The organism is Tenacibaculum sp. SSH1-16, assembly GCF_040104435.1.
GTDB lineage: Bacteria > Bacteroidota > Bacteroidia > Flavobacteriales > Flavobacteriaceae > Polaribacter > Polaribacter mesophilus.
The window spans coordinates 385987-410143 of record NZ_JBECOV010000002.1 but is presented as its reverse complement, the minus strand read 5'-3'; the positions used below and the strand labels follow the sequence as shown (position 1 = coordinate 410143).

General features: G+C 30.8%; 20 protein-coding genes. 13 read left to right on the top strand and 7 right to left on the bottom strand.

What is annotated here, in order from left to right; translation table 11 throughout:
* Position 1: 1 nt before the first annotated feature.
* Genes ABMY20_RS04505 through ABMY20_RS04475 form a run of 7 tightly spaced genes read left to right on the top strand, consistent with a single transcriptional unit; the run spans position 2 to position 6909 of the window.
* Positions 2-592, top strand: a complete 591-nt coding sequence (locus tag ABMY20_RS04505; RefSeq protein WP_349264744.1) for a GNAT family N-acetyltransferase — start codon at positions 2-4, stop codon at positions 590-592.
* Positions 582-2402, top strand: coding sequence for an IucA/IucC family siderophore biosynthesis protein (locus ABMY20_RS04500; protein ID WP_349264743.1), 1821 nt, complete (start codon positions 582-584; stop codon positions 2400-2402). Before ABMY20_RS04505 ends, ABMY20_RS04500 begins: the two co-directional genes overlap by 11 nt.
* Before the next feature lies 1 nt (position 2403).
* A complete protein-coding gene (locus tag ABMY20_RS04495) occupies positions 2404-2988 on the top strand; it encodes a nitroreductase (RefSeq protein ID WP_159508839.1) in 585 nt (194 codons plus the stop codon).
* A 3-nt stretch (positions 2989-2991) separates the two neighbouring features.
* On the top strand, positions 2992-4101 hold the full coding sequence (locus ABMY20_RS04490; RefSeq protein WP_349264742.1) for a heparan-alpha-glucosaminide N-acetyltransferase domain-containing protein: 1110 nt from the start codon (positions 2992-2994) through the stop codon (positions 4099-4101).
* A gap of 2 nt (positions 4102-4103) precedes the next feature.
* Positions 4104-5129 carry an alpha/beta hydrolase gene (locus tag ABMY20_RS04485; RefSeq protein ID WP_349264741.1) on the top strand — a complete coding sequence of 342 codons (1026 nt, stop codon included), beginning with the start codon at positions 4104-4106 and terminating at the stop codon, positions 5127-5129.
* A 7-nt stretch (positions 5130-5136) separates the two neighbouring features.
* Positions 5137-6066, top strand: coding sequence for a sterol desaturase family protein (locus ABMY20_RS04480; protein WP_196781600.1), 930 nt, complete (start codon positions 5137-5139; stop codon positions 6064-6066).
* A gap of 12 nt (positions 6067-6078) precedes the next feature.
* Complete coding sequence (locus tag ABMY20_RS04475; protein ID WP_281980125.1) at positions 6079-6909, top strand: crotonase/enoyl-CoA hydratase family protein; 831 nt, start codon at positions 6079-6081, stop codon at positions 6907-6909.
* A 1-nt stretch (position 6910) separates the two neighbouring features.
* Here ABMY20_RS04475 and ABMY20_RS04470 read toward each other — a convergent pair whose 3' ends face one another.
* From ABMY20_RS04470 to ABMY20_RS04440, 7 genes are all read right to left on the bottom strand, one after another.
* Positions 6911-7804, bottom strand: coding sequence for an AraC family transcriptional regulator (locus ABMY20_RS04470; protein WP_173358978.1), 894 nt, complete (start codon positions 7802-7804; stop codon positions 6911-6913).
* A gap of 118 nt (positions 7805-7922) precedes the next feature.
* On the bottom strand, positions 7923-9986 hold the full coding sequence (locus ABMY20_RS04465) for a PepSY-associated TM helix domain-containing protein (protein ID WP_159508845.1): 2064 nt from the start codon (positions 9984-9986) through the stop codon (positions 7923-7925).
* The gene (locus ABMY20_RS04460) at positions 9986-10288 is read right to left on the bottom strand and encodes a hypothetical protein (protein WP_349264740.1); all 303 of its coding nucleotides are present in this window, start codon (positions 10286-10288) and stop codon (positions 9986-9988) included. Before ABMY20_RS04460 ends, ABMY20_RS04465 begins: the two co-directional genes overlap by 1 nt.
* Before the next feature lies 1 nt (position 10289).
* Positions 10290-10619 carry a hypothetical protein gene (locus ABMY20_RS04455; protein WP_349264739.1) on the bottom strand — a complete coding sequence of 110 codons (330 nt, stop codon included), beginning with the start codon at positions 10617-10619 and terminating at the stop codon, positions 10290-10292.
* Positions 10620-10707: 88 nt separating this feature from the next.
* Entirely contained in the window at positions 10708-13107 is a 2400-nt protein-coding gene (locus tag ABMY20_RS04450) for a TonB-dependent receptor (protein ID WP_349264738.1), read from the bottom strand.
* Between the two features lie 100 nt (positions 13108-13207).
* On the bottom strand, positions 13208-13936 hold the full coding sequence (locus tag ABMY20_RS04445; protein ID WP_349264737.1) for a DUF4198 domain-containing protein: 729 nt from the start codon (positions 13934-13936) through the stop codon (positions 13208-13210).
* A 50-nt stretch (positions 13937-13986) separates the two neighbouring features.
* Complete coding sequence (locus ABMY20_RS04440) at positions 13987-16344, bottom strand: TonB-dependent receptor (protein ID WP_349264736.1); 2358 nt, start codon at positions 16342-16344, stop codon at positions 13987-13989.
* A gap of 359 nt (positions 16345-16703) precedes the next feature.
* Between ABMY20_RS04440 and ABMY20_RS04435 the strand changes: the two genes are divergently transcribed.
* The 6 genes from ABMY20_RS04435 (at position 16704) to pgi (ending at position 23952) form a co-directional block, all read left to right on the top strand.
* Positions 16704-17861, top strand: a complete 1158-nt coding sequence (locus ABMY20_RS04435) for a homogentisate 1,2-dioxygenase (protein ID WP_159611073.1) — start codon at positions 16704-16706, stop codon at positions 17859-17861.
* Between the two features lie 84 nt (positions 17862-17945).
* Positions 17946-19106, top strand: coding sequence for a 4-hydroxyphenylpyruvate dioxygenase (gene hppD, locus ABMY20_RS04430; RefSeq protein ID WP_047787932.1), 1161 nt, complete (start codon positions 17946-17948; stop codon positions 19104-19106).
* A gap of 96 nt (positions 19107-19202) precedes the next feature.
* Complete coding sequence (locus ABMY20_RS04425) at positions 19203-20120, top strand: tryptophan 2,3-dioxygenase family protein (protein ID WP_047787931.1); 918 nt, start codon at positions 19203-19205, stop codon at positions 20118-20120.
* 102 nt (positions 20121-20222) lie between these two features.
* Positions 20223-20999, top strand: coding sequence for a DUF3108 domain-containing protein (locus tag ABMY20_RS04420; RefSeq protein WP_073182275.1), 777 nt, complete (start codon positions 20223-20225; stop codon positions 20997-20999).
* 98 nt (positions 21000-21097) lie between these two features.
* Positions 21098-22378, top strand: coding sequence for a peptidoglycan DD-metalloendopeptidase family protein (locus ABMY20_RS04415; RefSeq protein ID WP_349264735.1), 1281 nt, complete (start codon positions 21098-21100; stop codon positions 22376-22378).
* 2 nt (positions 22379-22380) lie between these two features.
* A complete protein-coding gene (gene pgi / locus ABMY20_RS04410) occupies positions 22381-23952 on the top strand; it encodes a glucose-6-phosphate isomerase (RefSeq protein ID WP_349264734.1) in 1572 nt (523 codons plus the stop codon).
* Positions 23953-24157: the final 205 nt, after the last annotated feature.

The window sequence follows — 24157 nt, the reverse complement described above, 5'->3', positions numbered from 1 at the left end:
TATGGTTCAAACGTATCAAAAAATATTTAGTAAAGAAATTATTGGATTGGGGGTAATCAACATTCGTCCATTTAAATTAGAAACAGATACACCAATGTTACATCGTTGGGTAACTCAACCCTATGCAAAATACTGGGGAATGTTAAATAAGTCTGTAGAAGAAGTACATGCTGAATACCAAGAAATAGAAAACAATCCGCATCATTATAGTTATGTAGGAATGATAGGGAGTACCCCAGTGTTTTTAATGGAGCGTTACAAAGCTTCAAAAGATAACATAGCAGACTATTACGATGTACAAGAAAATGATTATGGTATGCATGTTTTAGTAGCGCCTGTAGAAAAAAGAATACCACAGTTTACATGGCATGTGTTTTCAACTATTATCGATTATTTTTTCAGTTTACCACAAGTGGAAAGAATTGTTGTAGAACCCGATGTGAATAATGAAAAAATTCATACGCTAAATAAAAAAGCTGGTTTTAAATACCAAAAAGAAATTGAGTTACCTCATAAAAAAGCAGCCTTAGCTTTTTGTACAAGAGAGACGTATCAATCAGCTTTAATTAAACTAGAACAACATGACAAATAATATAGCCCATTTACAACCAAAGGTATGGAGTTTTGTAAATCGTCAATTAATAAAAAAAGCAATCAGTGAATTTTCACATGAGCTTATTTTAACTCCTGAGTTTATTTTAGAAGAAACAGATGGCTGTATATACCTGATTACCTCAGATAATAATGAGTTCACGTATCAATTTAAAGCAAAAAAGTATGCTCTCAATCATTGGTTGGTTGATGAAAAAAGCATTATTAAAAAAAATAATATATCGAATGAAGTTTATTTAGATGCACTACATTTTATAACAGAGTTTCAAAATACTCTTGGTATTCCTGATGAGTTTTTAGCAACTTATTTAGAGGAAATAACAAGTACACTTTCAGGAGCAGCATATAAGTATGTTAACGAGAAATTTTCAGCCAATGAATTAGCTGAAAAAACCTTTCAAGAAATTGAACACGCGATGACTGAAGGTCACCCCTGTTTTGTAGCGAACAATGGGAGAATAGGGTTCAATATTAAAGATTATCAAAAATATGCACCAGAAAGCAATCAACCGTTTAAGCTTTTATGGATAGCAGCTCATAAAAAATATGCTACCTACACGGCTGTTAAAAACTATGAGTATGAAAAACTTTTAGAGAGCGAATTAGGAAAAGAAAAATTAGCATCATTTAAAGAAGTTGTAAAGAAGCAAAATGTAGCTATTGAAAATTACATTTTTATGCCTGTGCATCCATGGCAATGGAAAAACAAAATTGTAGCTGTTTTTGGAGCAGATATTGCTCAAAAAAATATCATCTTAGTAGGAGAAAGTGATGATGAATTCTCTGCGCAGCAATCTATTAGAACACTTTTTAATGCGTCACATCCAGAAAAGTTATACACAAAAACAGCTCTGTCTATTTTAAACATGGGCTTTATGCGTGGACTTTCTCCATATTACATGCAAAGTACGCCGCATATTACTCAATGGATAACAGATTTGTTAGCAGATGATATTTACCTACAAAACAATGGGTTTACCATGTTAGGAGAAGTGGCAACAGCGGGGTATCACAATCATTATTATGAAACTTTAGGGAAAACGAATCCGCATAACAAAATGTTATCAGCTTTGTGGCGTGAGAGCCCGTTTACAAAAATAAGCTCTAATCAACGCGTGTTTACGATGGCTGCTTTATTGCATATAGATTACCAAGACAAATCATTGTTAGCGGCTTTAATAGAAGCTTCACCTTATAACACAACTACCTGGATTCAACGTTATTTAAAAGCCTATTTAGCACCTTTATTACACTGTTTTTATAAGTACGAATTTGTGTTTATGCCACATGGAGAAAACCTAATTCTAGTGCTAGAAGAAAATACACCAGTGCATGTGTTAATGAAAGATATTACAGAAGAGGTTATTGTTTTTAACGAAACAATGCACTTACCTGAGCATGCTAAAAGATTGTTTGTTAAGACTTCAGATAAAATGAAAGTGCTTTCAATTTTTACTGATGTGTTTGATTGCTTCTTCCGTTTTATGGCTCAACAGTTAGATTGTTATTCAAGTTTTTCAGAGGATAATTTTTGGCAATTAGTGGCAGATTGTGTGTATGAATATCAAGAACAACATCCTGAGTTTTCAGAAAAATATAAGCAATACGATTTATTTGTTAAAGAATTTGATCGCTGTTGTTTGAACAGGTTGCAGTTAAGTAATACCAAGCAAATGCTCAGTTTAGCTAATCCGATTGAAAGTCTAAAGTTAGAAGGAGTATTAAAAAACCCACTCGCAAGGTTAAAAAAAGAAACAGTAAAAACGGTACAATCTTTAGAAAGTATTTAATATGAGTTTTAAACAGATAACTAAAATTATACAAGAACGAAAAACCACCTACGCGTATGATTTTTCGGATAGAAAAATAGAGAAGGAAACGATTGAAGCAATTGTAACCAATGCGCTATGGGCACCAACTCATAAATTAACCCAACCCTGGAGGTTTGTAGTGTTAGAAGGAAAACATAGAGAAGCATTAGGTGAGTTTATGGCTAATTATTATCGAAAAATATATTCAGAAGAAGAATTTTCTAACGAACGTTATAAAGAAACAAAAAGGTATGCCAGTAAAGCCAGCATGATAGGAGTGATTTTTAAACCTAGTAAAAGAGCACAACTCCCGGAATGGGAAGAAATTGCAGCTATTTCAAGCGCAGTACAAAACATGTGGTTAAGCTGTACAAGTCTAAATTTAGGAAGCTATTGGGATACCAGTATAGCAACTATAAAGTATGGTGAAAAAGAAATTAGTTTAGAAGAAAATGAACAATTTTTAGGTGTTTTTTTTATAGGACATGTAAAAGAAAATCTTCCTAAAGTAAATAGAAAACGAAAGCCACTATCTAAAAAATTAAGCTGGCATTTTAAAGAATAAAAAATGGAACAAAAAAAGAGAGTATTAGCCATAGATATGGCAAGAGGAATTAGTGTTTTATCTATGATACCTGTTCATTCCATGATTATATATTCGACAATGGATACTTGGAACAATTCTTTTTTAGGGAAGGTAGCTCAAGTATTAGAAAAAGGAACTCCTATGTTTTTAGTCGTGATGGGGTTTTCTTTTGTGTTTTCAAGTAAGTTAAGCATGTTTAAAATCTTTAAAAGAGGAATAAACATTTTAGCAAAAGGGTATTTACTTAATATTTTAAGATTTGCAGTACCCATGTTGTTATTTGGAGGATTCCCTAGAGCTTTTATAGAAGGTAATGGGCTAACTCTAGGAGATTCATATAATTATCTGTTTTTTATTTTATTGGGAGATATCTTGCAGTTAGCTGGGATTTCCTTGATTATAATGGGAGTTATAATCAAGTTTATTAAAAACAAGTATGCAGCTTTAACCTTAGCATTACTTATTGTTTTTTTCACAGGAGAATTAAGTGGTTATAAACCTAACATTGTTGGGGTAGATTATATATGTGATTTATTATGGGGAAAAACCTACAATGTTTACTTTCCTGTATTTCCATGGATGTCGTTTATTTTAATAGGATTATTCTTTGGAATGTGGTATCAAGAAAGTAATAATAATATTATTTTAACATATAAAAGAATGCTAGTTTCAGGTGTTTTATTTATGTGTATAGGTGTAGTATTATGCTATTATAATTATGAATATCATTTTGGTGATTACTATCATTTAGGGCCAGGAGGAACCATAGCTTTTATTGGAGTGAATTTATTTTTAGTTTGGTTTGGGCATATATTAGTAACCTGTATTCCACACAATAAACTGTACGATGTAATTTATTACTCAAGTAAAAATGTAACAACATTTTATTTAGTACAGTGGGTACTTATATACTGGGGAGTATTGTTTTTTGGATATTCATCACAAACAAGTCAGTTAAAACTATTAGCAATTATTATAGGAATTACATTGCTAACATTTGGTGTTCTTTGGACAAAGAAAAGAGCAATTAAACTAATAGCAAAGCAAAAACAATCTTCATCTACAAAAAGAGTAAAACAAGCAATTACATAGTTATGAAAAAAATAGTTATGATACTAAGCTTGTTTATAGGAGTAAAAACGTATACACAAGTAAACTTAGCAGGAAGCGATGGCTTAGATTTATATGTTCAGAAATTTTTAGAAGTTATTCATTCTTATCAAGGTCCACCGTTGCAGGACTTACCTTTAGAGATAGGAAGGAATGCCATGGAAAACATGCAAAAAGATTCCACATTAACCTACGATAAAGTAACCTTTACTAAGGTTTCTTTTAAAGAACAAGATAAACAAGTAAATACAGTAATTGTAAAGCCAAAAAAAACAAAAAAATTATTACCTGTATTACTTTATTTTCATGGAGGTGGATGGGTGTTTAATAGTTTTAAAACGCATAAACGATTAATGCGAGACTTAGCTTTAAAAGCAAATGTAGCAATTGTTTTTGTAGAGTATTCAAGAGCACCAGAGGTTAAATACCCCATAGCAAATGAAGAAGGATATGCGGCAACTTTGTTCATTTCAAAATATGGAAAACAATATGGGTTAGATACAAATAGAATTATTGTTGGTGGAGATAGTGTGGGAGGAAATATGGCAACAGTTGTAGCTATGATGGCAAAACAAAAAGGAACTCCTAAGTTGCTAGGACAACTATTATTGTACCCAGTTACCGATACCAATTTAAATACGAAGTCGTATGAACAATTCTCAAAAGGGCATTATTTAACGAGAGCAACAATGAAATGGTTTTGGAATGTTTACGTACCAGAAAAAAAATTATACTCATTAGCAACAGTAGCTCCGTTAAAAGCAACTTTAGAAGAGCTTAAAAACTTACCTAAAACACTTTTAATAACTGCAGAATATGATGTTTTAAGAGACGAAGGAGAAGCCTATGCAAGAAAATTAAGAATGGCAGGTGTACCAGTAGTTTCAACTAGATATGGGGGAACAATACATGATTTTATTGTACTGAACTCCTTGCGAGAAACAGTAGCATCAAAGGCAGCAGTAGCACAAATAGCTACGTTTTTAAAAAAGAATTTTTCTAAGAAATAGTTTAAATATGAATTTATCATCTATAGAAATACTTGCAGGAAAACTAGAACATATGAGTCTAATAGTACTCGTTTTAATGCTTGTTGAATGGGGAATACTAATTGTAACAAGTTATGTTGAAAAAAATAAAGAAGGAGTCGTAAGTATTGTTTCGTATCTAATACAAAGTATTCCTTACTTCTTATTATCAAAAATATTTATTGTTGGCACTATGTTTTGGTTATATGAAAACAGAATTTTTACTCTAGGTTTTCAATGGTATATATGGATTGTCGCATATTTGTTGTATGATTTTACAGTGTTTTTTATTCATTTTTTAGGACATAAAGTTCGAGTTTTATGGTGTATTCATGGAGTACACCATACGGCTGAAGAAATGAATTTAACCGTGGTTGCTAGAGGATCAATTTTTGATGTGTTTTTCACTCCGTTCAACTTTATATGGCTTCCAATATTAGGTTTTCACCCATTAATGATTTTTGTAATTGAACCCATTGCACGCCTTTATGCAACACTAACACATGTAAATGAAAAAGTTATAGGAAAGCAAAAATGGTTAGATAAACTATTAATAACACCTTCAGTCCATAGAGTACATCATGCAAAAAATCATATTTATTTAGATAGAAATTATGGTGAAACCTTTAGTATTTGGGATCGTTTATTTAAAACGTTTCAAAAAGAATTGGATAATGAAAAAATAGTCTACGGAATCATGCATGAGAAACTTAATAGTGAGAACTTATGGCATGTGCAGTTTTTACTATGGAAAGAATTATGGTTGGATATAAAAAAAGCTCCTACCTTACTAGATAAAGTAAAATACCTTTTTATGCCCCCAGGCTGGAATCACATTGATGGAGGAAAAAAAGCAAAAGAATATAGAGACGAAGCATGGAAATTTAGGATTAAAAAGAACTCATTAAGTACACGCTAAAAATAAAAAAGGATGATAAAGCAATATGAAAATTTTAAAGTAGACTATTATCCAGAACATGAGATGATTGTTTGGAGTATTAAGTCAAAAGGAGTTCCTAATTTTTCACCAGAAATATTATGGGAGTTTAAAGACTTTGCTAAAGATTTAAAAATGATGTTTGCAGACAAGGTGTATCCATTAAAATATATTGTATCGGCATCTACACATAAAGAGGTATATAATTTAGGAGGAGATTTACCCTATTTTTTAAAAAACATCAAATCTGAAAATAAAGAAGCATTATCAGAATACGCTAATTTATGTATAGACGCTATTTACAACATATATAATACTTTTGGGCTGCCCGTACTAAGTATTGCTTTGGTTGAGGGAAATGCTTACGGAGGAGGTTTTGAATGTGTAATGGCACATGATATTATACTATCTCATAAGTCAGCTAAATTTTGTTTACCAGAAAACAAGTTTCATCTTTTTCCAGGTATGGGAGCTTATAGTTTTTTATGTAGAAAACTAAATATAAAAGCAGCTCTTAAAGTGTTATACACAGGAAACATATACAAGGCCGAAGAATTAGAAGAAATGGGTTTGGTAGATTGTGTTTTTAATGAAGAAACGGGAATATCATCGGTTATAAATTATATGGAAAAATCAAACTTTAGCTTTCAATACAATCACTATAAATGTATAAAAAGAGTTTTTCCTTTACAAAAGAAAGAGTTGAAAGACATTACTGCGATGTGGGTAGATGCTTGTTTGAATTTAGAAAGTAAGAGTTTACGTAGAATGGAATTAGTTATAAATGCACAATTAAGAAAGTTAAAGTATGAGTTAAAACCCTAATTTAGGATTTGTAAGTATAATTTTTCCGAAATTCTTTTGGGGTTGTTTTTTCAAATTTTTTAAAAGCAGCTGTAAAATGTGTAGGGTTTTTATATCCAACTATGTCAGCTATTTCATAAATAGGTTTTTGAGTATAAGCTAATAAGTCTTTTGCCTTATTCATTCTTAAATTTTTGGTGTAATTAAAAATAGTTTCACCAAACAATTTCTTAAATTCATTTTTTAAAACATTTTGATTCAATAATACTTTACGAGCAAGTTGCTGAATTGATATTTGCTCATGAATATTGGTTTGGAGTATAGCTTCTACTTTATATATTTTTTTAAGAACTTTTTCATTAGAACTATTTCCTTTCTTAGAATGAATGTTTAGTTGTAAATGTGTTAATTCTAATACTTTTGATTCTAAAAAAAGACGTTTTAACAATCCTTTTTGCGAGTTAGTGAGCATATCATTAACTATTCTTTCCATATTTGAAGTTAGCTGCTGTGTAGTACTTAAGTTAGAAACTTTGTTACTAGAAAAAAGTGCTTGCATTTTATGTTTTTTAATAAATGAATCATGCATCTTAATTTTAACTTCATTTATATGCTTATTTCTGTAAAAAACAATTTTATCATCACCATTATCATGTAATAAATAACTTTCACTTTTTTCGATAATAAGATCATTTTCTAGATTGGAAAAACGAATAATTTTTTCCCCATCTATTAAAACAGAAAGTTCTAAAGTATTAAAACTATTACTATTGTTGCTAGAGATAAAAAGAAAATCTTCTTTGAGTTTAGCGTTAATCAAATTAATTAATAAGCCATCAAAATAATAACTTATTATCGTCCCTTTACCATAAAGAGAATTAATAGTATAGACTGAAGTTTTTATACCACAGTCCATACTTTTTATTTTAAGGCACAGAAATTTTTTTAACTGTGACTTTTTATTGTTGGCAGTAACTATTTCCATAAATACGGGGGATATAGGAAATGGGGAATGAGCCTATACTAAGAAGGAATTAATCTTTAATCCACTTATAAATATTAATAATTAAAAATATACTAGCTATTGCTACCAAAAGAAGCATAAATATCTCAGATATATTATTAGCTTCATGAAGAATAGCTTCAAAGAAATGGTACACATTATATAAACCGGCAATACTCGCCCAAACCAGAGAAGTTATCTTGAACCATTTTTTAGAAAGCTCAATAGTTAGCAAACCAAAAAGTAAGCACATTCCTTCAAATAAAATACGATATAAGTGATGTACAATAGGAGCTTCACCTGTTGCACCCTCCATTACTAAAGTTTCATTGTAGTATATATTGAATAGCCCATATATATGGTGAACTATCCAGCCAATTGCTAAAAATATCCAAAGGATACTAATTTTTGTTCTCATCGGTATGTGGTTTTTATCTTTTAATAATTTATTTTTTTCTGTAGTTTGAGCCGTTTTTTTAGCCTCCTCAGCTAACAGTTTTTTACGGTTTTTATAATCTATAGGATGTTTTGTAAAAGCACTTTTAGTCTTTACTTCAGGTTTAATTTTAAGGTATATAAATAATGCAGTAATTGAGATGGCTATCCATAATAAATCAACTGTAAGAATGTCAAACTGCTTAGCTTTGTAGGTGTTCCAAACCCAGTTGTTAGAAACAACACCATTAACAATAGGAATTAAAAATCCAAGGATAGCGCCTGCTAACAAAGTAGTTTTATTTGTGAAATAATTATCTCGTTTAAATCTAAAAAAGAGGGTTGCTAATAACCAAACAACAAAAAACCAAGTGTATAAAATGCTCATTTTTTGAGTTTGATATGCTTCGGGTAGTAGCTTAACAATCAAGAAAAATAAGGCTGTTACAGGATACAAAGACAAGCAAATAGCAAGATAAATGTGCCCTATTTTCGCAGTATATAAACGTTGTTTTAAGGTCATACTTTTCTTATTACGAGCTTCAATCCAAATTAACACACCAGTTATAATAACAAAGCATGTAATAAGAGCTAAGACAAAATAAATAACTTTTACAGCAATTCCTCCAAAGTCTCCATAATGAAGACGCCCTAAAGAAAGCTGCACATCGTCGGTATATTTACTTTCATTGGGGTTTCTTATTACTGAAGTTTTATTGGTTTCTAAATCATAAATTACCATTCCCGAACTTAAAAAACGTTCTTTATGGTCCAACTCTCCAATAAGAAAGTATTTCATGTTGGTACCTCCATAATTTTTAATTAAAACATAGGTAGGGTTAAAATGAGACCAGCGGTTGGTGTTTTCTTTTACAAATTCATTTACACTAGGAAGCGTTTTGTTAGTTTCAGCAGCCCATTCATAAGTTTTGCGGTCGGGACGTAAATCATTCATTAATTTTGTTTGATCACCACCGTATAAAAAATTAGCAGGAAGTAAAACAAAAAGACTAAGACAAAAATAAGTTGCAGTAACAGCATACATAAACTGAAAGGGAAGTCCAATAATACCTAATGCAGTGTGTGCATCTGTCCACACTCTTTTTAAAGCAATTTTGGGATTGAACTGATAAAAGTTTGAAATTATTTTTTTCCAGTGAACGATGACTCCGGTAACAATAGCAAACAAAAAGAATAAAGAAACAAAACCAGCAAGGTAAATTCCAATAGTAGGTATTTGAGTAAAGAAATGTAGACGATATAAAAACTCTCCTAAGCTATATTTTTCTACATAAGAAGCAGTTTCTCCAGTATGAATATTTATTGCTTGATAATTTTGATACTTAGCCTCATTAGGGATATTTACTGTGTCTTTTGCAGGATAAGTTAATACATATATTTCATCGTTTTTATCTCCTAAATAAAAACGAATATCTCTACTAGTTAAATGATAGTTTTTAGAGAGTTTTTTTAATAAAAAATCATAATCTATATGTTCTCGAGCAATATTTTTTGAGTGCTTACCTTCTTCCCAAGAAGCAATTTCATCTTTAAAAAGGGCAAATGCGCCTGTAAAAAAGATAATATACAAGGCTACACTTATAACAATACCGCTAACTGTATGTGTGTTAAAGAACACATTGTAATTTCTATTACTCATTATATAAACGGATTTTGTTGGTTTCCTAAATAATAAATTACATATAAGATTATTGAAATTATGAGATATATAACCCAAGCTTTCCATCCATTTTTAAATAGGTAAGGAACAATTAGTAAAGCACCCCAAACAATAAAAATGGTGTAGATAGATGTGATTAGTATTCCTTTTGGGTTTGGTAGCCATAAAACTAAGCACATATGTAGTAAGGCACTTATTATGTATCCACCAATGAGACCTGCAGATATTTTTGCAAATTGTTGCCAAGGGGATTGGTTTAAATATTTGGAATTAGCAGGCATATTAAAAAATGAGTTCTATTAAAAAAGTTAACATAAATAAAGCAGTTAGAAAAGAGTAGTTTATCACTCTTAATGGAGTGATGAGTACGATAAGGCTTAAAAACAAAGAGGCAGCTACAATCCATGTAATAATTCCAGCAGAAAGACCAAAAAAGGTTATTGATAAGAGCAAACTTATCAATAATGTAATTGTTCCAATTATCTTGGTATTACGTTTATTATTATGAAACCATTTTTGTAAGCGGGTGTTCTTAATTAACAATGCTTTTTCAGAAGTGCTGTATAAGGCATAACATCCGATGAAAATAAGGAAAAGAGTAACTGTTTTCATAGTAGTTCAATGAAATAACAAAACCCTGAACATAAAAGTTCAGAGTTTTGTGTTTGCAACATTTAATAATTCAAATAGATATTCATATTTAAAACTTATAACTTATAGTTCCAAGGAAGGCTCTTGGATTTTGAGGAGTAATAGTACTCCATCCTGTATAATATTCTTCGTTTGCTAAATTATTTCCTTTTACACTAATTCTAAATTTATCAACTTCATAATAAATTGAGGCATTAAAAATAGTATAGGCAGGCAGGTAAAAATCACCTGCAGCAGGATAACCTACCATAGTATTATATTTACTTGCACCGTTTAACCCAAAACCTAATCCTACATTTTTAATAGCTCCTTCTTGGAATTTATAATCAGCCCAAAAATTATAAGAAGTTTCAGGGCCTGCTTCAGCTAAACGTTTATCAACTAAATCAGGTCTAGATTTTGATTTTGTTACTTTAGCATCATTATAGCTAATACCACCACGTAAGTTTAATCCGTCAACAGGGTTAGCATTCATTTCTAGCTCAAAACCTTTACTTCTTACTGTACCATCTTGTAGATTAGTATCAAGCATTACTTTATCTTTTACAGTAATATCGTAATAACTCAAAGTAGTTTCCAGTTTATTATTAAATAAATTTGTTTTTATACCAAATTCTAATTGGTTTGCTTGTTCTAAATCATAAGATTGTAACTTAGAATCTCCGTCAGGGTTGGCGATATCAACAGGAACTCTTTCTGGATTAACATAAGAAAAACCATTTTGATAATTAGCAAAAACAGATAGTTGATCTAAAATTGGTTGGTAAACAATTCCGAATTTAGGAGAAAAAGTAGACTTAGTATATTCTTTTTCATCGTCACTTGGGTCGTTTGCATCACCTTTATAATTAAATCTATCATAACGAACCCCTGCCATTACCGATAGTTCTGGTAAAATGTTTATAACATCAGAAATATAACCGCTAAGAATATTTTGATTGATATCAGAATTAGCTCTTGAAGAGTTGGCTAAAACAGTATCAATATTTGCTCTTGTAGTTGGTAAATTAGGAAAACCAAAAGCAGGTGGTACAGGAATTAATTGCCCTTGAGGGTTTACAACATTAATCCCTTTTGGATCTGTACTATTGTCTAAAACTTGAGAGTCTAAATAATCGACACCAATAACTAACCTGTTTCTTAAAGAACCTAATTTAAAATCACCAGTAAAGTTTTGTTGTAATGTAAGTGTATTTGTTTCTGCATCTGATTTTATAGCATACGTTCCAAACAAATCATTTTGAACATTGTACAAATATGTATAGTATCCTTTAGATTTAGCATTACCGCCAGCTATAATTGTTTGAGAAGACCAATTGTCAGTAATTTTATAAGCTATTTCCCCTCTGTAGTTTTGCGTTGGATTTTTAATAGAGATATCATTATTTGTAAATGATTTATTTCTATCGTAGTTTAATTCTTCTAAATTTTTATAGGTAAGCGGGGCTGACCTGTTTAAAAATAAGAAAGCTTGATTTGTTTGATCTGTTGAAGAAAGTTCATAATTAAAGTTTAAAGTTAACCTATTATTTACTTTGTAAGAAACAGATGGGGCTAAAAATAATGCTTTTCTAAACCCAGCATCTTGAAAGCTATCTTGTGTTTGATATCCAGCGTTTAATCGTAATGAAATGTTTTCATTATCTTCTAAGTTTGTGTTAAGATCTACTGTTAGTTTTTTAAACCCGAAAGAACCTCCACCAACGGTAATATTTCCTCCTGTTCCTTTGTATGGTTTTTTAGTGACAATATTAATTAAACCACCGTAAGATGTTACAGTACTCCCGTATAAGGTAGCAGAAGGCCCCTTTACAACTTCAATTCTTTCAACATTGTCTGGGTTTATAAACCCATTTGTAATTCCAGGAACACCGTTTACTAATTGTGGTTGAACAGAAAAACCGCGGATAGAGTAAAAACCTGCTCCATCACCACCTCTACCAGTAGATGACCATAATTTTTCAACACCTGTTGTATTTTTTAAAGCTTCTTCAAAACTAGTAACAGACTGTGATACTAGTAGTTGATTGGTAACTGTACTATATACCTGAGCATTTTCAATATTTTTCAAAGGTAATTTAGCTACATAAGCTGTTTTCTTTCTTGAGAATTTATTTTTTCTATGAGTGTCAATAGTAACTTCATTAAGTATCTCGTTACCCTCATATAAGGTAATTACTAAGTTTTTTGTACCACTATTAGTACTTATGTTTTTCGTTTTAAAGCCAACATAAGACACTATTAATGTTGTTTCTCCCTTTGTATTAGATAATGTAAAGTTACCATCAATGTCAGTTTGTACTCCATTTTTTGTCCCTTTAACAATAATATTAACCCCTACCAAAGGTTCATTGTTGTTGTCTAGTACAGTACCACTAATATTTCTCTCTTGTGCTACTGTGTTTACCATTACTAAAAATAATAGAATGGTAGTTAATAAGCCCTTCATTTTTTTCTTATTTAGATTTAATAAATATAATTAAGCAAATGTATTTTAAGAAAAATTAACACCAAAATTTATTTAGAATTATTTTAAATAAATTTTAACACTAGTTTTTTATACAATAAGTCGCACAATGCCAAATAATGTTATAGTTAACATTGTTGTACGTACCAGGTGTCTTTTCTTCATGTGTAGCTTCTACGGTATAAGTAGTCTTTTTAGGTAGTTTAAATGTTACTAATCCTTTTTCATTGGTTTTTTCTTTTACCGACCATTTTCCTTGAGTGAATAAAGTAACTTCTCCTTCTTTAAGGGCAGTGCCTTTGTATAATACTTTTAAGGTAACTTCATCAGCATTTGTATGGTGTTTTGGAGTAACGTCGATAATTTCAATTCCTTCTGGGTTTGTACTTTTTAATTCTGTTATTGATGTACCTACGACAACTCTAGCTTTAGCATGATATTCGGGTTTAAAGGTTGTGTAATCGTATTTTGTAAAATCAAACACTTTTATATTTTTATTGTCAAGTGCAATGGTATATGTTCCTTTTTGTTTAGGAACGAAAGAGGTACTATAATAATCGTCTTTAGCTATTGTTTGTAAAGTTGTTTTAGTTCCATCAGGAGCGATTAACCAAATAGTAAAGTTTTTTACATTGTTATAGTTTTCTCCGCCTACTTTTTCAATTACACCTTCCGAAAACTCTCCAAAACGAACTTTTACTTCGTGTTCGTTGTTTAATGTTCCTTTAGAGCTAGTTTCAATCCAAATATAATGAGCAAAAGAATTGCTAAATACAGCTAAGAATAATAAAGTAAGAATTGATTTTTTCATTTTTTAATAATTTATAAAAACCACCTAAATTTTAGGTGGTTTTTGGGTTGTTAGAATAAGTTATAGGTAAGAGAAATCCTACCATTGATTCCTGGTTCAGATTGCCAATAAAGAAATTTATCGTTTTTGGTGCCAGAATATAAATGTTTATTTAAAATATTATTAATATTTAAAGCAATACGAAGTTTATTATTTTTCCAATGCACTCCACCATCCATTCTAAAATAGTCAGGAAGTTCTGCCTTATTATTGGCCCCTATTGTCCATGAAGTTCTATCTACTAAGTATTGATATCCTAAAGAAATTCCAAAGCCTTTTAAGGCAGAATTTTGATTAAAATTATAGTTTAACCAACCATTGGTAATATGTTTAGCGTGTCCTGCAATTCGAGTTCCTACTGCGTTTGATATGTTTGATTTTGCGATTTTCACATCTGTGTTAGCGTAATTTAATAATAAGTCTAATTCACTTGTAATGTGCGCTTGCATATCAAACTCAAAACCTTTTGATTCAACCTCACCAAGTAAAATACTAAACTGACGAGTAGGGTCGGTAGGATCGCTAGTAGTAATGTTATTCTTATTAATAATGTAAGTACTTAAAGAGGCGTTTATTTTTCCATTTAACCAATTGGTTTTTAAACCAGCTTCGTAAATAGTTCCTTCAATAGGGTCAAATCTGTTTCCTGTATTATCTATGGCATCATTTGCTAAGAATGATTGATCATATAAACCGTACGCAGTAATTTGTGGAGTTATATCAGCACTCAAACCAATTCTAGGAGTAAACTTTTTAGTTGTAATATCTCCTTTAGGAGTTAACTGAGTGTATCTACCCGCTAATGTTAAACGTATTTTATTCTCTAAAAATCCTATTTCGTCTTGAGCATATATAGAGTTTATTTTTGTTCCATAAGAGTAAGAAGGTGTACGGTCTTTTAAAGGTGTACTTCTATCAAATACAGGAAAAATACGATCTCCGTAAGTTGGATTGTATATATTAAAAGGGGTTGTAGGAGTGTCTACTGCACCACCTTGATAAAAATCAGCAAAATACTCTTTATCCGTATAATCAAACCCTCCCATAACTTTATGGGTTACTGCTCCGGTATTAAACTTTCCGTTAGCATATAATTGAAAATATTCACTTTCAGAAATAGCATCCCAAACACTTATAGTTCTAATAACATCACCATTATCTTGTACACCACTTTTCGTATCTATCCATGCAGAAGCGCCTTGTTGAGTATACAACATTGTAACATATTTTGCTTCTACAGACCAGTTATTATTAAAGCGATGTGTTACTTGGTTTAATAAACTAACTTCTTTAATATCAGTATCAGGAAAATTACTGTCAACCATAGAAAAGTTCTTAGGAAGACTCCCAAATCCTTTATCTAAAGGAGCAAAAATGTAAGCAGCTCCTAAAAGAGTGTTTAGTTTTTGAAAAGAAAACTCAGTTAAGAAGTCTGTTTTATCACTTATTTTATATGATAATGAAGGAGCAACACCAATACGTTCACTATCCTCAAACTTTCTATGACTTCCAGTGTTTTGATATAAAACGTTCAAACGAGCTAGTAAACGCTTATCACTTGTTAAAGATCCACCAAAATCTGCCGCAGCTCGATATGTATCAAAACTGCCTGCCATTAAGTTTATAGACCCTATTTTTTCTTCGGTAGGTTTTTTTGTAACCACATTATAAAAACCACCAGGTTCACCCGCAGCCATCATAAAGCCTGAAGGTCCCTTGACAAATTCTATACGATCTATCATAAAAGTATCTTCAGACAAAGGCCCCCAAGAGTCTTGAATATTTACACCATTCCTAAAAGCTGGTAATCTAAACCCACGCATGTTAATACGTGCGAAATTCCCCCAATGTTCTATGTTACTAACCCCGCTTACATTCCTAAAAGCTCCTTCGAGCATATTTGTAACAAGTTGATCTTGTAAAACCTCTGAGCCAACTACCTGAATGTTTTGAGGTAGTTGTTTAATAGGTGTTTGTAAGCGTAAAGAATTAGAGACCTTCTTCTTAGCGTATCTGTTTTTTACTCCATTAATGGTGATTTCGTCTAACTCATCGATAGCTTCTTTAAGAAGAATCCTACCAAGATTTTTAGATTCATTATTTTTAAGTCTTACTGTAATTGATTTTTTCTCAAAACCAACCATTGATAAATTAATTACATACTTACCTTTTTTTAAGTTTTTAAACTCAAACTCTCCTTTTTCATTACTAATAATTCCATGATTTGTAGAACTTAAAGTTATATTCACAGAAGAGAGGAAGTTATTGTTTTCTGATACAATAAAACCCTTAATAGAGCTGTTTTGAGCGACTATTGATGTTGTAATAAATAAAAACAATACCAACAATATGGGTATGATTTTTTTCATTTTTTATTATTATTTAGATTTAATAAAGTTATTTTATGAGGCAAAAGTATTTTAACAAAACTTAATGTCAAAACTTATTTAGATTAATTTTAAATAAAAAAATCTAAAATTTTGAAATTTAATGAGATATCAACATCTTTTTAATTTTGGTATATTTGTAAAACACAACTAAAAACCTATTTAAAATGCATTGGAAAGACCTTTTAGCGCATTTAAAGTTCATGATAAAAAGGAACCCGGAATAGCTATTGTTGTTTGGTTTTGAAGTTTAGCTACTATTAATATAAATGATAGGCTAAATAAAGAAAGAGAGTTAATTATATAATTAACAAATTGTTGAATAATCAAATTAATTAAAGATGCCTTTTTATCATAAATTAGGAAAAATTCCACATAAGCGACATATCCAGTTTCGTAAAGAAGACGGAAGTTTATATTACGAACAATTATTTGGTACAATTGGTTTTGACGGAATGTCAACCAATAGTTATCATGAATATAGACCAACAATGGTTAAAGAAATTCGTAAGCAATACTCTATTGCTCCGAAAGTAGCAAAAGAAAATAATATCCAATCGTATCGTTTTAGAGGTTTTCAAGTTCCGCAAGAAAATGATTACTTACAAAGTAGAAAAGTAGTACTTACCAATTCTGACTGTAACATCATCTTATCGGCTCCAAAAGAATCTACTAAAGACTATTTTTATAAAAATACGGATGCAGATGAGGTAATTTTTATTCACAAAGGAACAGGTAAATTACGTACAATGCTTGGGAACTTAGATTTCAAGTATGGAGACTATTTAGTAATTCCTCGCGGAGTTATTTATAAATTGGATTTTGATACAGAAGACAACAGGTTGTTTATTGTAGAATCTTATCGTCCAGTATACACTCCAAAAAGATACCGTAACTGGTTTGGTCAATTATTAGAACACTCGCCATTTTGTGAGCGTGATATTCGCAGGCCAGAAGAACTAGAAACACATAACGAAAAAGGAGACTTTGTTATCAATGTAAAAAAACAAAACGAAATTATTGAAATGGTATACGCAACACATCCTTTTGATGTTGTTGGGTATGATGGATATAACTATCCTTATGCTTTTTCAATTCATGATTTTGAACCAATAACAGGGCGTATACACCAACCGCCTCCAGTACACCAAACATTTGAAACAGATGCATTTGTAATCTGTAGTTTTGTGCCTCGTTTATACGATTATCATCCAGAAGCTATTCCAGCACCATACAATCATAGTAATATTGATTCTGACGAAGTATTATACTATGTAGATGGAGATTTTATGAGTAGAAATGATATAGATGCTGGTCATATTTCGTTGCATCCAGCGGGTATTCCTCACGGGCCACATCCAGGAGCTACAGAAAGAAGTATCGGAGAAAAAGTAACTGAAGAACTAGCAGTAATGGTAGATACCTTTAAACCTTTAAAAGTAACTGAAGAAGCTATGAAAATAGCAGATGAAGATTATTATAAATCTTGGCTAGAGTAATTCAGTATATTAATGAGACAATTTGAAAATGTGTCAATTCAATTTTCAAATTAACTAATTATCAAATTTTCAAAATAGAGAAAAATGTCAAAAGAAATAAAATCAGTAAACTACGGTTTAGAAAAAATATTTGAAGGAGCGCAAGACTTCTTACCACTTTTAGGAACAGATTATGTAGAGTTTTATGTTGGTAATGCAAAGCAAGCAGCACACTTTTATAAGACGGCTTTTGGTTTTCAATCATATGCTTATAAAGGGTTAGAAACAGGGTCTACAGAAGAAGTAAGTTATGTTATTAAGCAAGACAAAATTAAGCTGGTTTTAACAACACCATTAAATAGTAAATCTCCAATTAATGATCATATTGTAAAACATGGTGATGGAGTTAAAGTGGTAGCGCTTTGGGTAGAAGATGCAAGAAAAGCATACGAAGAAACAACTTCACGTGGTGCAAAATCGTACATGGAGCCTACTGTAGAAAAAGATGAGCACGGAGAAGTTGTAAGAGCAGGGATTTATACGTATGGAGAAACAGTTCATATGTTTGTTGAGCGTAAAAACTATAACGGAACATTTTTACCAGGTTTCCAAAAATGGGAATCAGATTATAATCCACCAGCAGCAGGATTAAAATATATAGACCACATGGTAGGTAATGTTGGTTGGAATCAAATGGATGTTTGGGTAAAATGGTATGAAGATGTAATGGGGTTTGAAAACTTTTTATCATTTGATGATAAGCAAATTCATACAGAATATTCAGCGTTAATGAGTAAAGTAATGTCTAACGGAAATGGAAGAATTAAATTTCCAATAAATGAACCAGCTGAAGGAAAAAAACGTTCTCAAATTGAAGAGTATTTAGATTTTTATGAAGGAGCAGGAGTACAACACATTGCGGTTGCTACTGATGATATTATAAAAACAGTAAGCCAATTAAGGTCTCAAGGAGTAGAGTTCTTATCAACACCACCAGAAGAATATTATAAAGCAGTTCCAGGAAGATTAGAAGAATTTAGTCACGAGCTAAGAGAAGATATTGAAAAGCTAAAATCTTTAGGAATTATGATTGATGCTGATGAAGAAGGATATTTATTACAAATTTTCACAAAACCAGTAGAAGATCGTCCAACTTTATTCTTTGAAATTATTCAAAGAATGGGAGCCCGTGGTTTTGGAGCTGGAAACTTTAAAGCATTGTTCGAATCAATTGAAAGAGAACAACAATTAAGAGGAACTTTATAGACTAAGATAGATAATAGAAAAAAGAGAAAAGAAAATAGATAGTTAGACTGTCTGTTTTCTCTTTTCTCTTTTCTTTTTTCTCAAAAAAACAAGAAAATGAGTAAAGAAGAAATATTAAAGGCAATAGAAGAAAAATACGATAAGTTAGGAGTTCCTGTAGAAGCAATGCTAGAAGGACTGCTATGGAGTGAGCCAATAACTTATTGGGATTACATACAAACAGATGCACTTTTAGGATTGCAAATTCCTAGAACTACGTTACCAGATGAAATGGTTTTTATCATGTATCATCAAGTAAATGAACTGTTGTTTAAAATGATTTTGTGGGAAATTGACCAAGTAGCAAAAGCAGAAGAAATTACACCAGATAAATTCTCAAAGCATTTAATGCGCATAAGTCGTTATTTTGATATGTTATGTAGTTCTTTTACAGTTATGGGTGATGGAATGGATGTAGACCAATACTTAAAATTCAGAAACACATTAACACCAGCAAGTGGTTTTCAAAGTGCACAATATCGTAAGATTGAATTTGCGTCTACCGATCTTATTAATTTGATAGATGCTCGTTATCGAGATACAATTGATAGAAATTCATCATTTAAAAATGCCTATGATCACTTATATTGGCAAGCAGCAGGTAAAAATTATACAACGGGTCAAAAAACAACATTATTAAATTTGTTTGAGAAAAAGTATATGGGTGAATTTATAGATTTTATGGAAGATTATAATGACTGTAACCTTTCAAAAAAATTCAAACAATTACCTGAAGAAGTTCAAGCAAATGAAGAACTAATAAAAGCAATGCGTCACTACGATTATACAGTAAATGTAAAATGGGTAATGGCTCATTACAATGCAGCAGGAAAATATTTAGGAGGAACTGATGGGGATTTGGAAGCCACAGGAGGAAGTAATTGGAGAAAGTATTTACATCCAAAGTACCAAAGAAGAATTTTCTTTCCATACTTATGGAGCGAAGAAGAATTAAAAAATTGGGGAACTTTTTAAATTCTAGTAACAAGAAGATAAAAGAAGCATAATGTTCTGTTAAACAGTTTTTTTAATTTTTGGAATGGTAATTGTCTATCAATTTTCATAAGTTTGAACATTATGAGAAAAAGAATATTGTTTTTTACATTTTTAATCGTTGCACAAAGTTTTTTTGCACAAAGTCAACCAAAAGCATACAAAAGTGGAGAGTGGCTTCGGTTTGATATGAGTTATAGTGGTTTTTTAAAAGCAGGAACAGCTGTTTTACAACTAAAAGAGAAGAACCTAAATAACCAAAAAGTACTACATGCTATAGGAACAGGTAAAACAACTGGTGTTATTAGTTGGTTCTTTAAAGTTGATGATAGATATGAAAGTTACTTTGGAATTGACAAAGTTGAGCCCTACTTATTCAAAAGAAAAATAGATGAGGGCGGACATAAAAAAAATCGACATATAACCTTTAATCACAAGAAAAAAACAGCGTACGTACAGGATTTCCGTAAACAAAAAGATACGTTAATTTCTATTAAGTCTCCTCAAGATATGATTTCTACGTTCTATTTTTTAAGAAGTCAGAACACAAAAAAATTAAGAAAAGGAGATGAAATTAAGCTTGATATGTTTTTTGATAATAAAAGCTACCCTTTTAAATTGCGTTTTTTAGGCTATGAAACATTAAAAACAAAATTTGGTAAAGTAAAAACACAAAAATTTAGACCATTAGTACAAGCAGGTAGAGTTTTTAAAGCTAAAGAAAGTGTTACCATTTGGATTTCAGCAGATGATAATAAAATTCCAATAAAAATGAAAGCCTCTTTAGCCGTAGGTTCTTTACGTGCAGAATTAGATGCTTATAAAGGATTAGCAAATCCTTTTGAAATAATAGTTGATTGAAAAAAAATATATAAGCTGTTTAAGAATTGTTAAAGTGAGAGAAAAAATACTATTTATTTGTACTTTTGCGCATAAACCCAAATTTAAAGCAGCTTTTTTTGAAAAAAATCATTTTTACATTTATTCTTTTATGTCTGTTCTTTTCGTGTAAAAAAGAAAAGAAAGTAGTCGTGCAAGAGCCCGTTAAAATAGAAAAACCTAAACCTGTTATAGCTTACGGGTTTAATTTAGATAACTATAAGGTTATTAACGATACTATAAATAATGGAGAAAGCTTTGGTGTTATTATGGATAGACATCACGTAATGTACCCTAAAATTAATGAGATAGCTACTAAAATTAAAGATACTTTTGATGTAAGGAGAATACGATCTGGAAAGGCGTACACAATTTTAGCTTCAAAAGATAGTTTAGATCAGGCTCAAGTTTTTATTTACAAACATAATAAAGTAGAAGCTACAGTTATAGATTTTAAAGACTCAATAATCTCTGCATATAAACATAGAAAAAAGATAAAAACGGTAGAAAAAGAAATAGCTGGTGAAATTTACTCTAATTTATCTGTAACAATGGATAGCCTACAATTAAAGCCAACGCTAACAAATACTGTAGCAGATATTTATGCTTGGACTTTGGATTTTTATCGTTTGCAAAAAGGAGATACATTTAAATTGATATATGAAGAAAAATTTATAAATGACACTACCTTTGTTGGCTATGGTAAAGTCAAAGCAGCTATTTTTAAACATAACGGAGAAGATTTGTATGCTTACAGATATGTAGCCGATTCAATAAAAAAAATTCCAGAGTATTACGATCAGGAAGGAAATATGTTACGAAGAGCATTTTTAAAATCACCAATTAAATTCCAATATCGAATTTCTTCAAGATACAATTTAAGAAGACGAATTAAGTTATATGGTAATAGAGTAAGACCACATAAAGGAACTGATTTCGCAGCTAGGTATGGAACTCCAATTATGACTACAGCAAGTGGTACTGTTGTAGAATCAGCAAGAAGAGGAGGAAATGGTAATTATGTGAAAGTAAAACATAATAGTACCTATACAACACAATACTTACACATGAAAAGACGTAATGTTAGAGTAGGAGACTATGTGAAGCAAGGAGATATTATTGGTTGGGTTGGTATGACAGGGAATACAAGTGGTCCGCATGTTTGTTATCGTTTTTGGAAAAATGGACGTCAAGTAGATCCATTCCGTGAAAAATTACCTTCAGCAGAACCTTTAGACCCCAAAATAAAACCAACGTATTTAGAGTATATAAAACCATTAAAAAGACAATTAGACAGTATAAAATTACCACAACCAGAACCGCTTTCATTTAAAGAAAAAGAAATTTTAGCTACACATTAATTATGCCATTACAGAATATAAACCCTACAGAAACTAAAGCTTGGGAGAGGTTAACAAAACATTTTAATGAGGCGAAAAGTTATGAGTTAAAGGAACTGTTTCGTAAAAATAAAAACAGAAAAGATGAATTTTCTATTTTGTTAGATGAATTAAGTGTTGATTATTCTAAAAACAGAATAACTCAAGAAACAATCGATTTATTAATCTCTTTAGCAGAAGAAGTAGAGTTAAAAGAAGCTATAGAAAAATATTTTTCAGGAGATAAAATTAATGCTACAGAAAATAGAGCAGTATTGCATACAGCTTTAAGAAGTAGTTCAGATACTCCTATTCTTGTAGAAGGAAAAGATGTAAAGCCTAAAATAAATACAGCTTTACGAAAAATGAAAGCTTTTAGTAATAAAGTTATTTCAGGAAAATGGAAAGGCTATACAGGGAAGTCAATAACAGATGTTGTTAATATAGGTATTGGAGGGTCTGACTTAGGTCCAAAAATGGTTACAGAAGCATTACAGTTTTACAAGAATAAACTGAACACTCATTTCGTGTCAAACATTGATGGAGACCATGTCTCAGAAATTCTTAAAAAAATAAACCCAGAAACAACACTTTTTATCGTAGTTTCTAAAAGCTTTACAACACAGGAAACAATTAATAATGCTAATACAATAAGAGATTGGTTTTTAAAGTCAGCAACTGTTTTTGATGTTTCTAAACATTTCGTTGCAGTCTCTTGTAATACTAGAGCAGTCGATAACTTTGGAATTGATAGAAAAAATATATTTCCAATGTGGGATTGGGTTGGTGGTCGATTTTCTCTTTGGTCAACCGTAGGTTTATCAATTTCTCTGTCTATAGGGTTTGAAAATTTTAAAGAATTATTAAAAGGAGCCGAAAAAATGGATGACCATTTTAAAACTGCTGACTTTAATAAAAATATACCAGTTGTCTTAGCTCTTTTAAGTATTTGGTATAATAATTTCTTCAATTCTGAAACCGAAATAGTATTGCCTTATAGTGAATATTTAGAAAAGCTTCCACCATATTTACAACAAGCGGTGATGGAAAGTAATGGTAAAGATGTTGATAGAAACGGAAATAAAGTTGATTATCAAACAGGAACAATTGTTTGGGGAGGAACAGGTGTAAATTCTCAACATGCCTTTATGCAATTATTACATCATGGAACTAAGTTAATACCTGTTGACTTTATAGGGTTTAAAGAACCGTTACATAATCTAGAGGATCATCATGAAAAATTGCTCGCAAATTATTTTGCGCAACAAGAAGCTTTAGCTTTTGGAAGAACAAAAGAAGAGGCTCATTTAGATTTAAAAATTAATAATCAATTAAGTCAAATAAATAAGCTCTTACCATATAAGGTATTTAAAGGTAACCATCCTAGTAATTCAATAGTTTTAAAAAAACTAACACCTTATTCTTTAGGGATGCTCTTAGCTACATATGAACACAAAATTTTTACTCAGGGAGTTATATGGAATATATTTTCATACGATCAATTTGGTGTAGAACTAGGAAAAGAACTAGCTCAAAAAAAACTTACAAACGATTAAACTCTAATCAATCGTATCTCTTTTACATTTTTTAACTTATATGTAGATTTTATTAACAATGCCGGGGGGGGTAAAATGCTGTAATTAAATGTTTTAAATCATTTTTTGTATATTGTGGTGTCTTAAATTCTTGTTAAAACTTAACATTAAGTTAATATTAGCACTAATGAAAAGCAGGATATTTGCACCTGCATTTAATAACAAT

What these genes read in the sequence shown, in the direction of transcription:
- ABMY20_RS04505 (WP_349264744.1), top strand. Translation starts at nt 2, where the DNA reads ATGGTTCAAACGTATCAAAAAATATTTAGTAAAGAAATTATTGGATTG.
- ABMY20_RS04500 (WP_349264743.1), top strand. Translation starts at nt 582, where the DNA reads ATGACAAATAATATAGCCCATTTACAACCAAAGGTATGGAGTTTTGTA.
- ABMY20_RS04495 (WP_159508839.1), top strand. Translation starts at nt 2,404, where the DNA reads ATGAGTTTTAAACAGATAACTAAAATTATACAAGAACGAAAAACCACC.
- ABMY20_RS04490 (WP_349264742.1), top strand. Translation starts at nt 2,992, where the DNA reads ATGGAACAAAAAAAGAGAGTATTAGCCATAGATATGGCAAGAGGAATT.
- ABMY20_RS04485 (WP_349264741.1), top strand. Translation starts at nt 4,104, where the DNA reads ATGAAAAAAATAGTTATGATACTAAGCTTGTTTATAGGAGTAAAAACG.
- ABMY20_RS04480 (WP_196781600.1), top strand. Translation starts at nt 5,137, where the DNA reads ATGAATTTATCATCTATAGAAATACTTGCAGGAAAACTAGAACATATG.
- ABMY20_RS04475 (WP_281980125.1), top strand. Translation starts at nt 6,079, where the DNA reads ATGATAAAGCAATATGAAAATTTTAAAGTAGACTATTATCCAGAACAT.
- ABMY20_RS04470 (WP_173358978.1), bottom strand. Translation starts at nt 7,804, where the DNA reads ATGGACTGTGGTATAAAAACTTCAGTCTATACTATTAATTCTCTTTAT.
- ABMY20_RS04465 (WP_159508845.1), bottom strand. Translation starts at nt 9,986, where the DNA reads ATGAGTAATAGAAATTACAATGTGTTCTTTAACACACATACAGTTAGC.
- ABMY20_RS04460 (WP_349264740.1), bottom strand. Translation starts at nt 10,288, where the DNA reads ATGCCTGCTAATTCCAAATATTTAAACCAATCCCCTTGGCAACAATTT.
- ABMY20_RS04455 (WP_349264739.1), bottom strand. Translation starts at nt 10,619, where the DNA reads ATGAAAACAGTTACTCTTTTCCTTATTTTCATCGGATGTTATGCCTTA.
- ABMY20_RS04450 (WP_349264738.1), bottom strand. Translation starts at nt 13,107, where the DNA reads ATGAAGGGCTTATTAACTACCATTCTATTATTTTTAGTAATGGTAAAC.
- ABMY20_RS04445 (WP_349264737.1), bottom strand. Translation starts at nt 13,936, where the DNA reads ATGAAAAAATCAATTCTTACTTTATTATTCTTAGCTGTATTTAGCAAT.
- ABMY20_RS04440 (WP_349264736.1), bottom strand. Translation starts at nt 16,344, where the DNA reads ATGAAAAAAATCATACCCATATTGTTGGTATTGTTTTTATTTATTACA.
- ABMY20_RS04435 (WP_159611073.1), top strand. Translation starts at nt 16,704, where the DNA reads ATGCCTTTTTATCATAAATTAGGAAAAATTCCACATAAGCGACATATC.
- hppD (WP_047787932.1), top strand. Translation starts at nt 17,946, where the DNA reads ATGTCAAAAGAAATAAAATCAGTAAACTACGGTTTAGAAAAAATATTT.
- ABMY20_RS04425 (WP_047787931.1), top strand. Translation starts at nt 19,203, where the DNA reads ATGAGTAAAGAAGAAATATTAAAGGCAATAGAAGAAAAATACGATAAG.
- ABMY20_RS04420 (WP_073182275.1), top strand. Translation starts at nt 20,223, where the DNA reads ATGAGAAAAAGAATATTGTTTTTTACATTTTTAATCGTTGCACAAAGT.
- pgi (WP_349264734.1), top strand. Translation starts at nt 22,381, where the DNA reads ATGCCATTACAGAATATAAACCCTACAGAAACTAAAGCTTGGGAGAGG.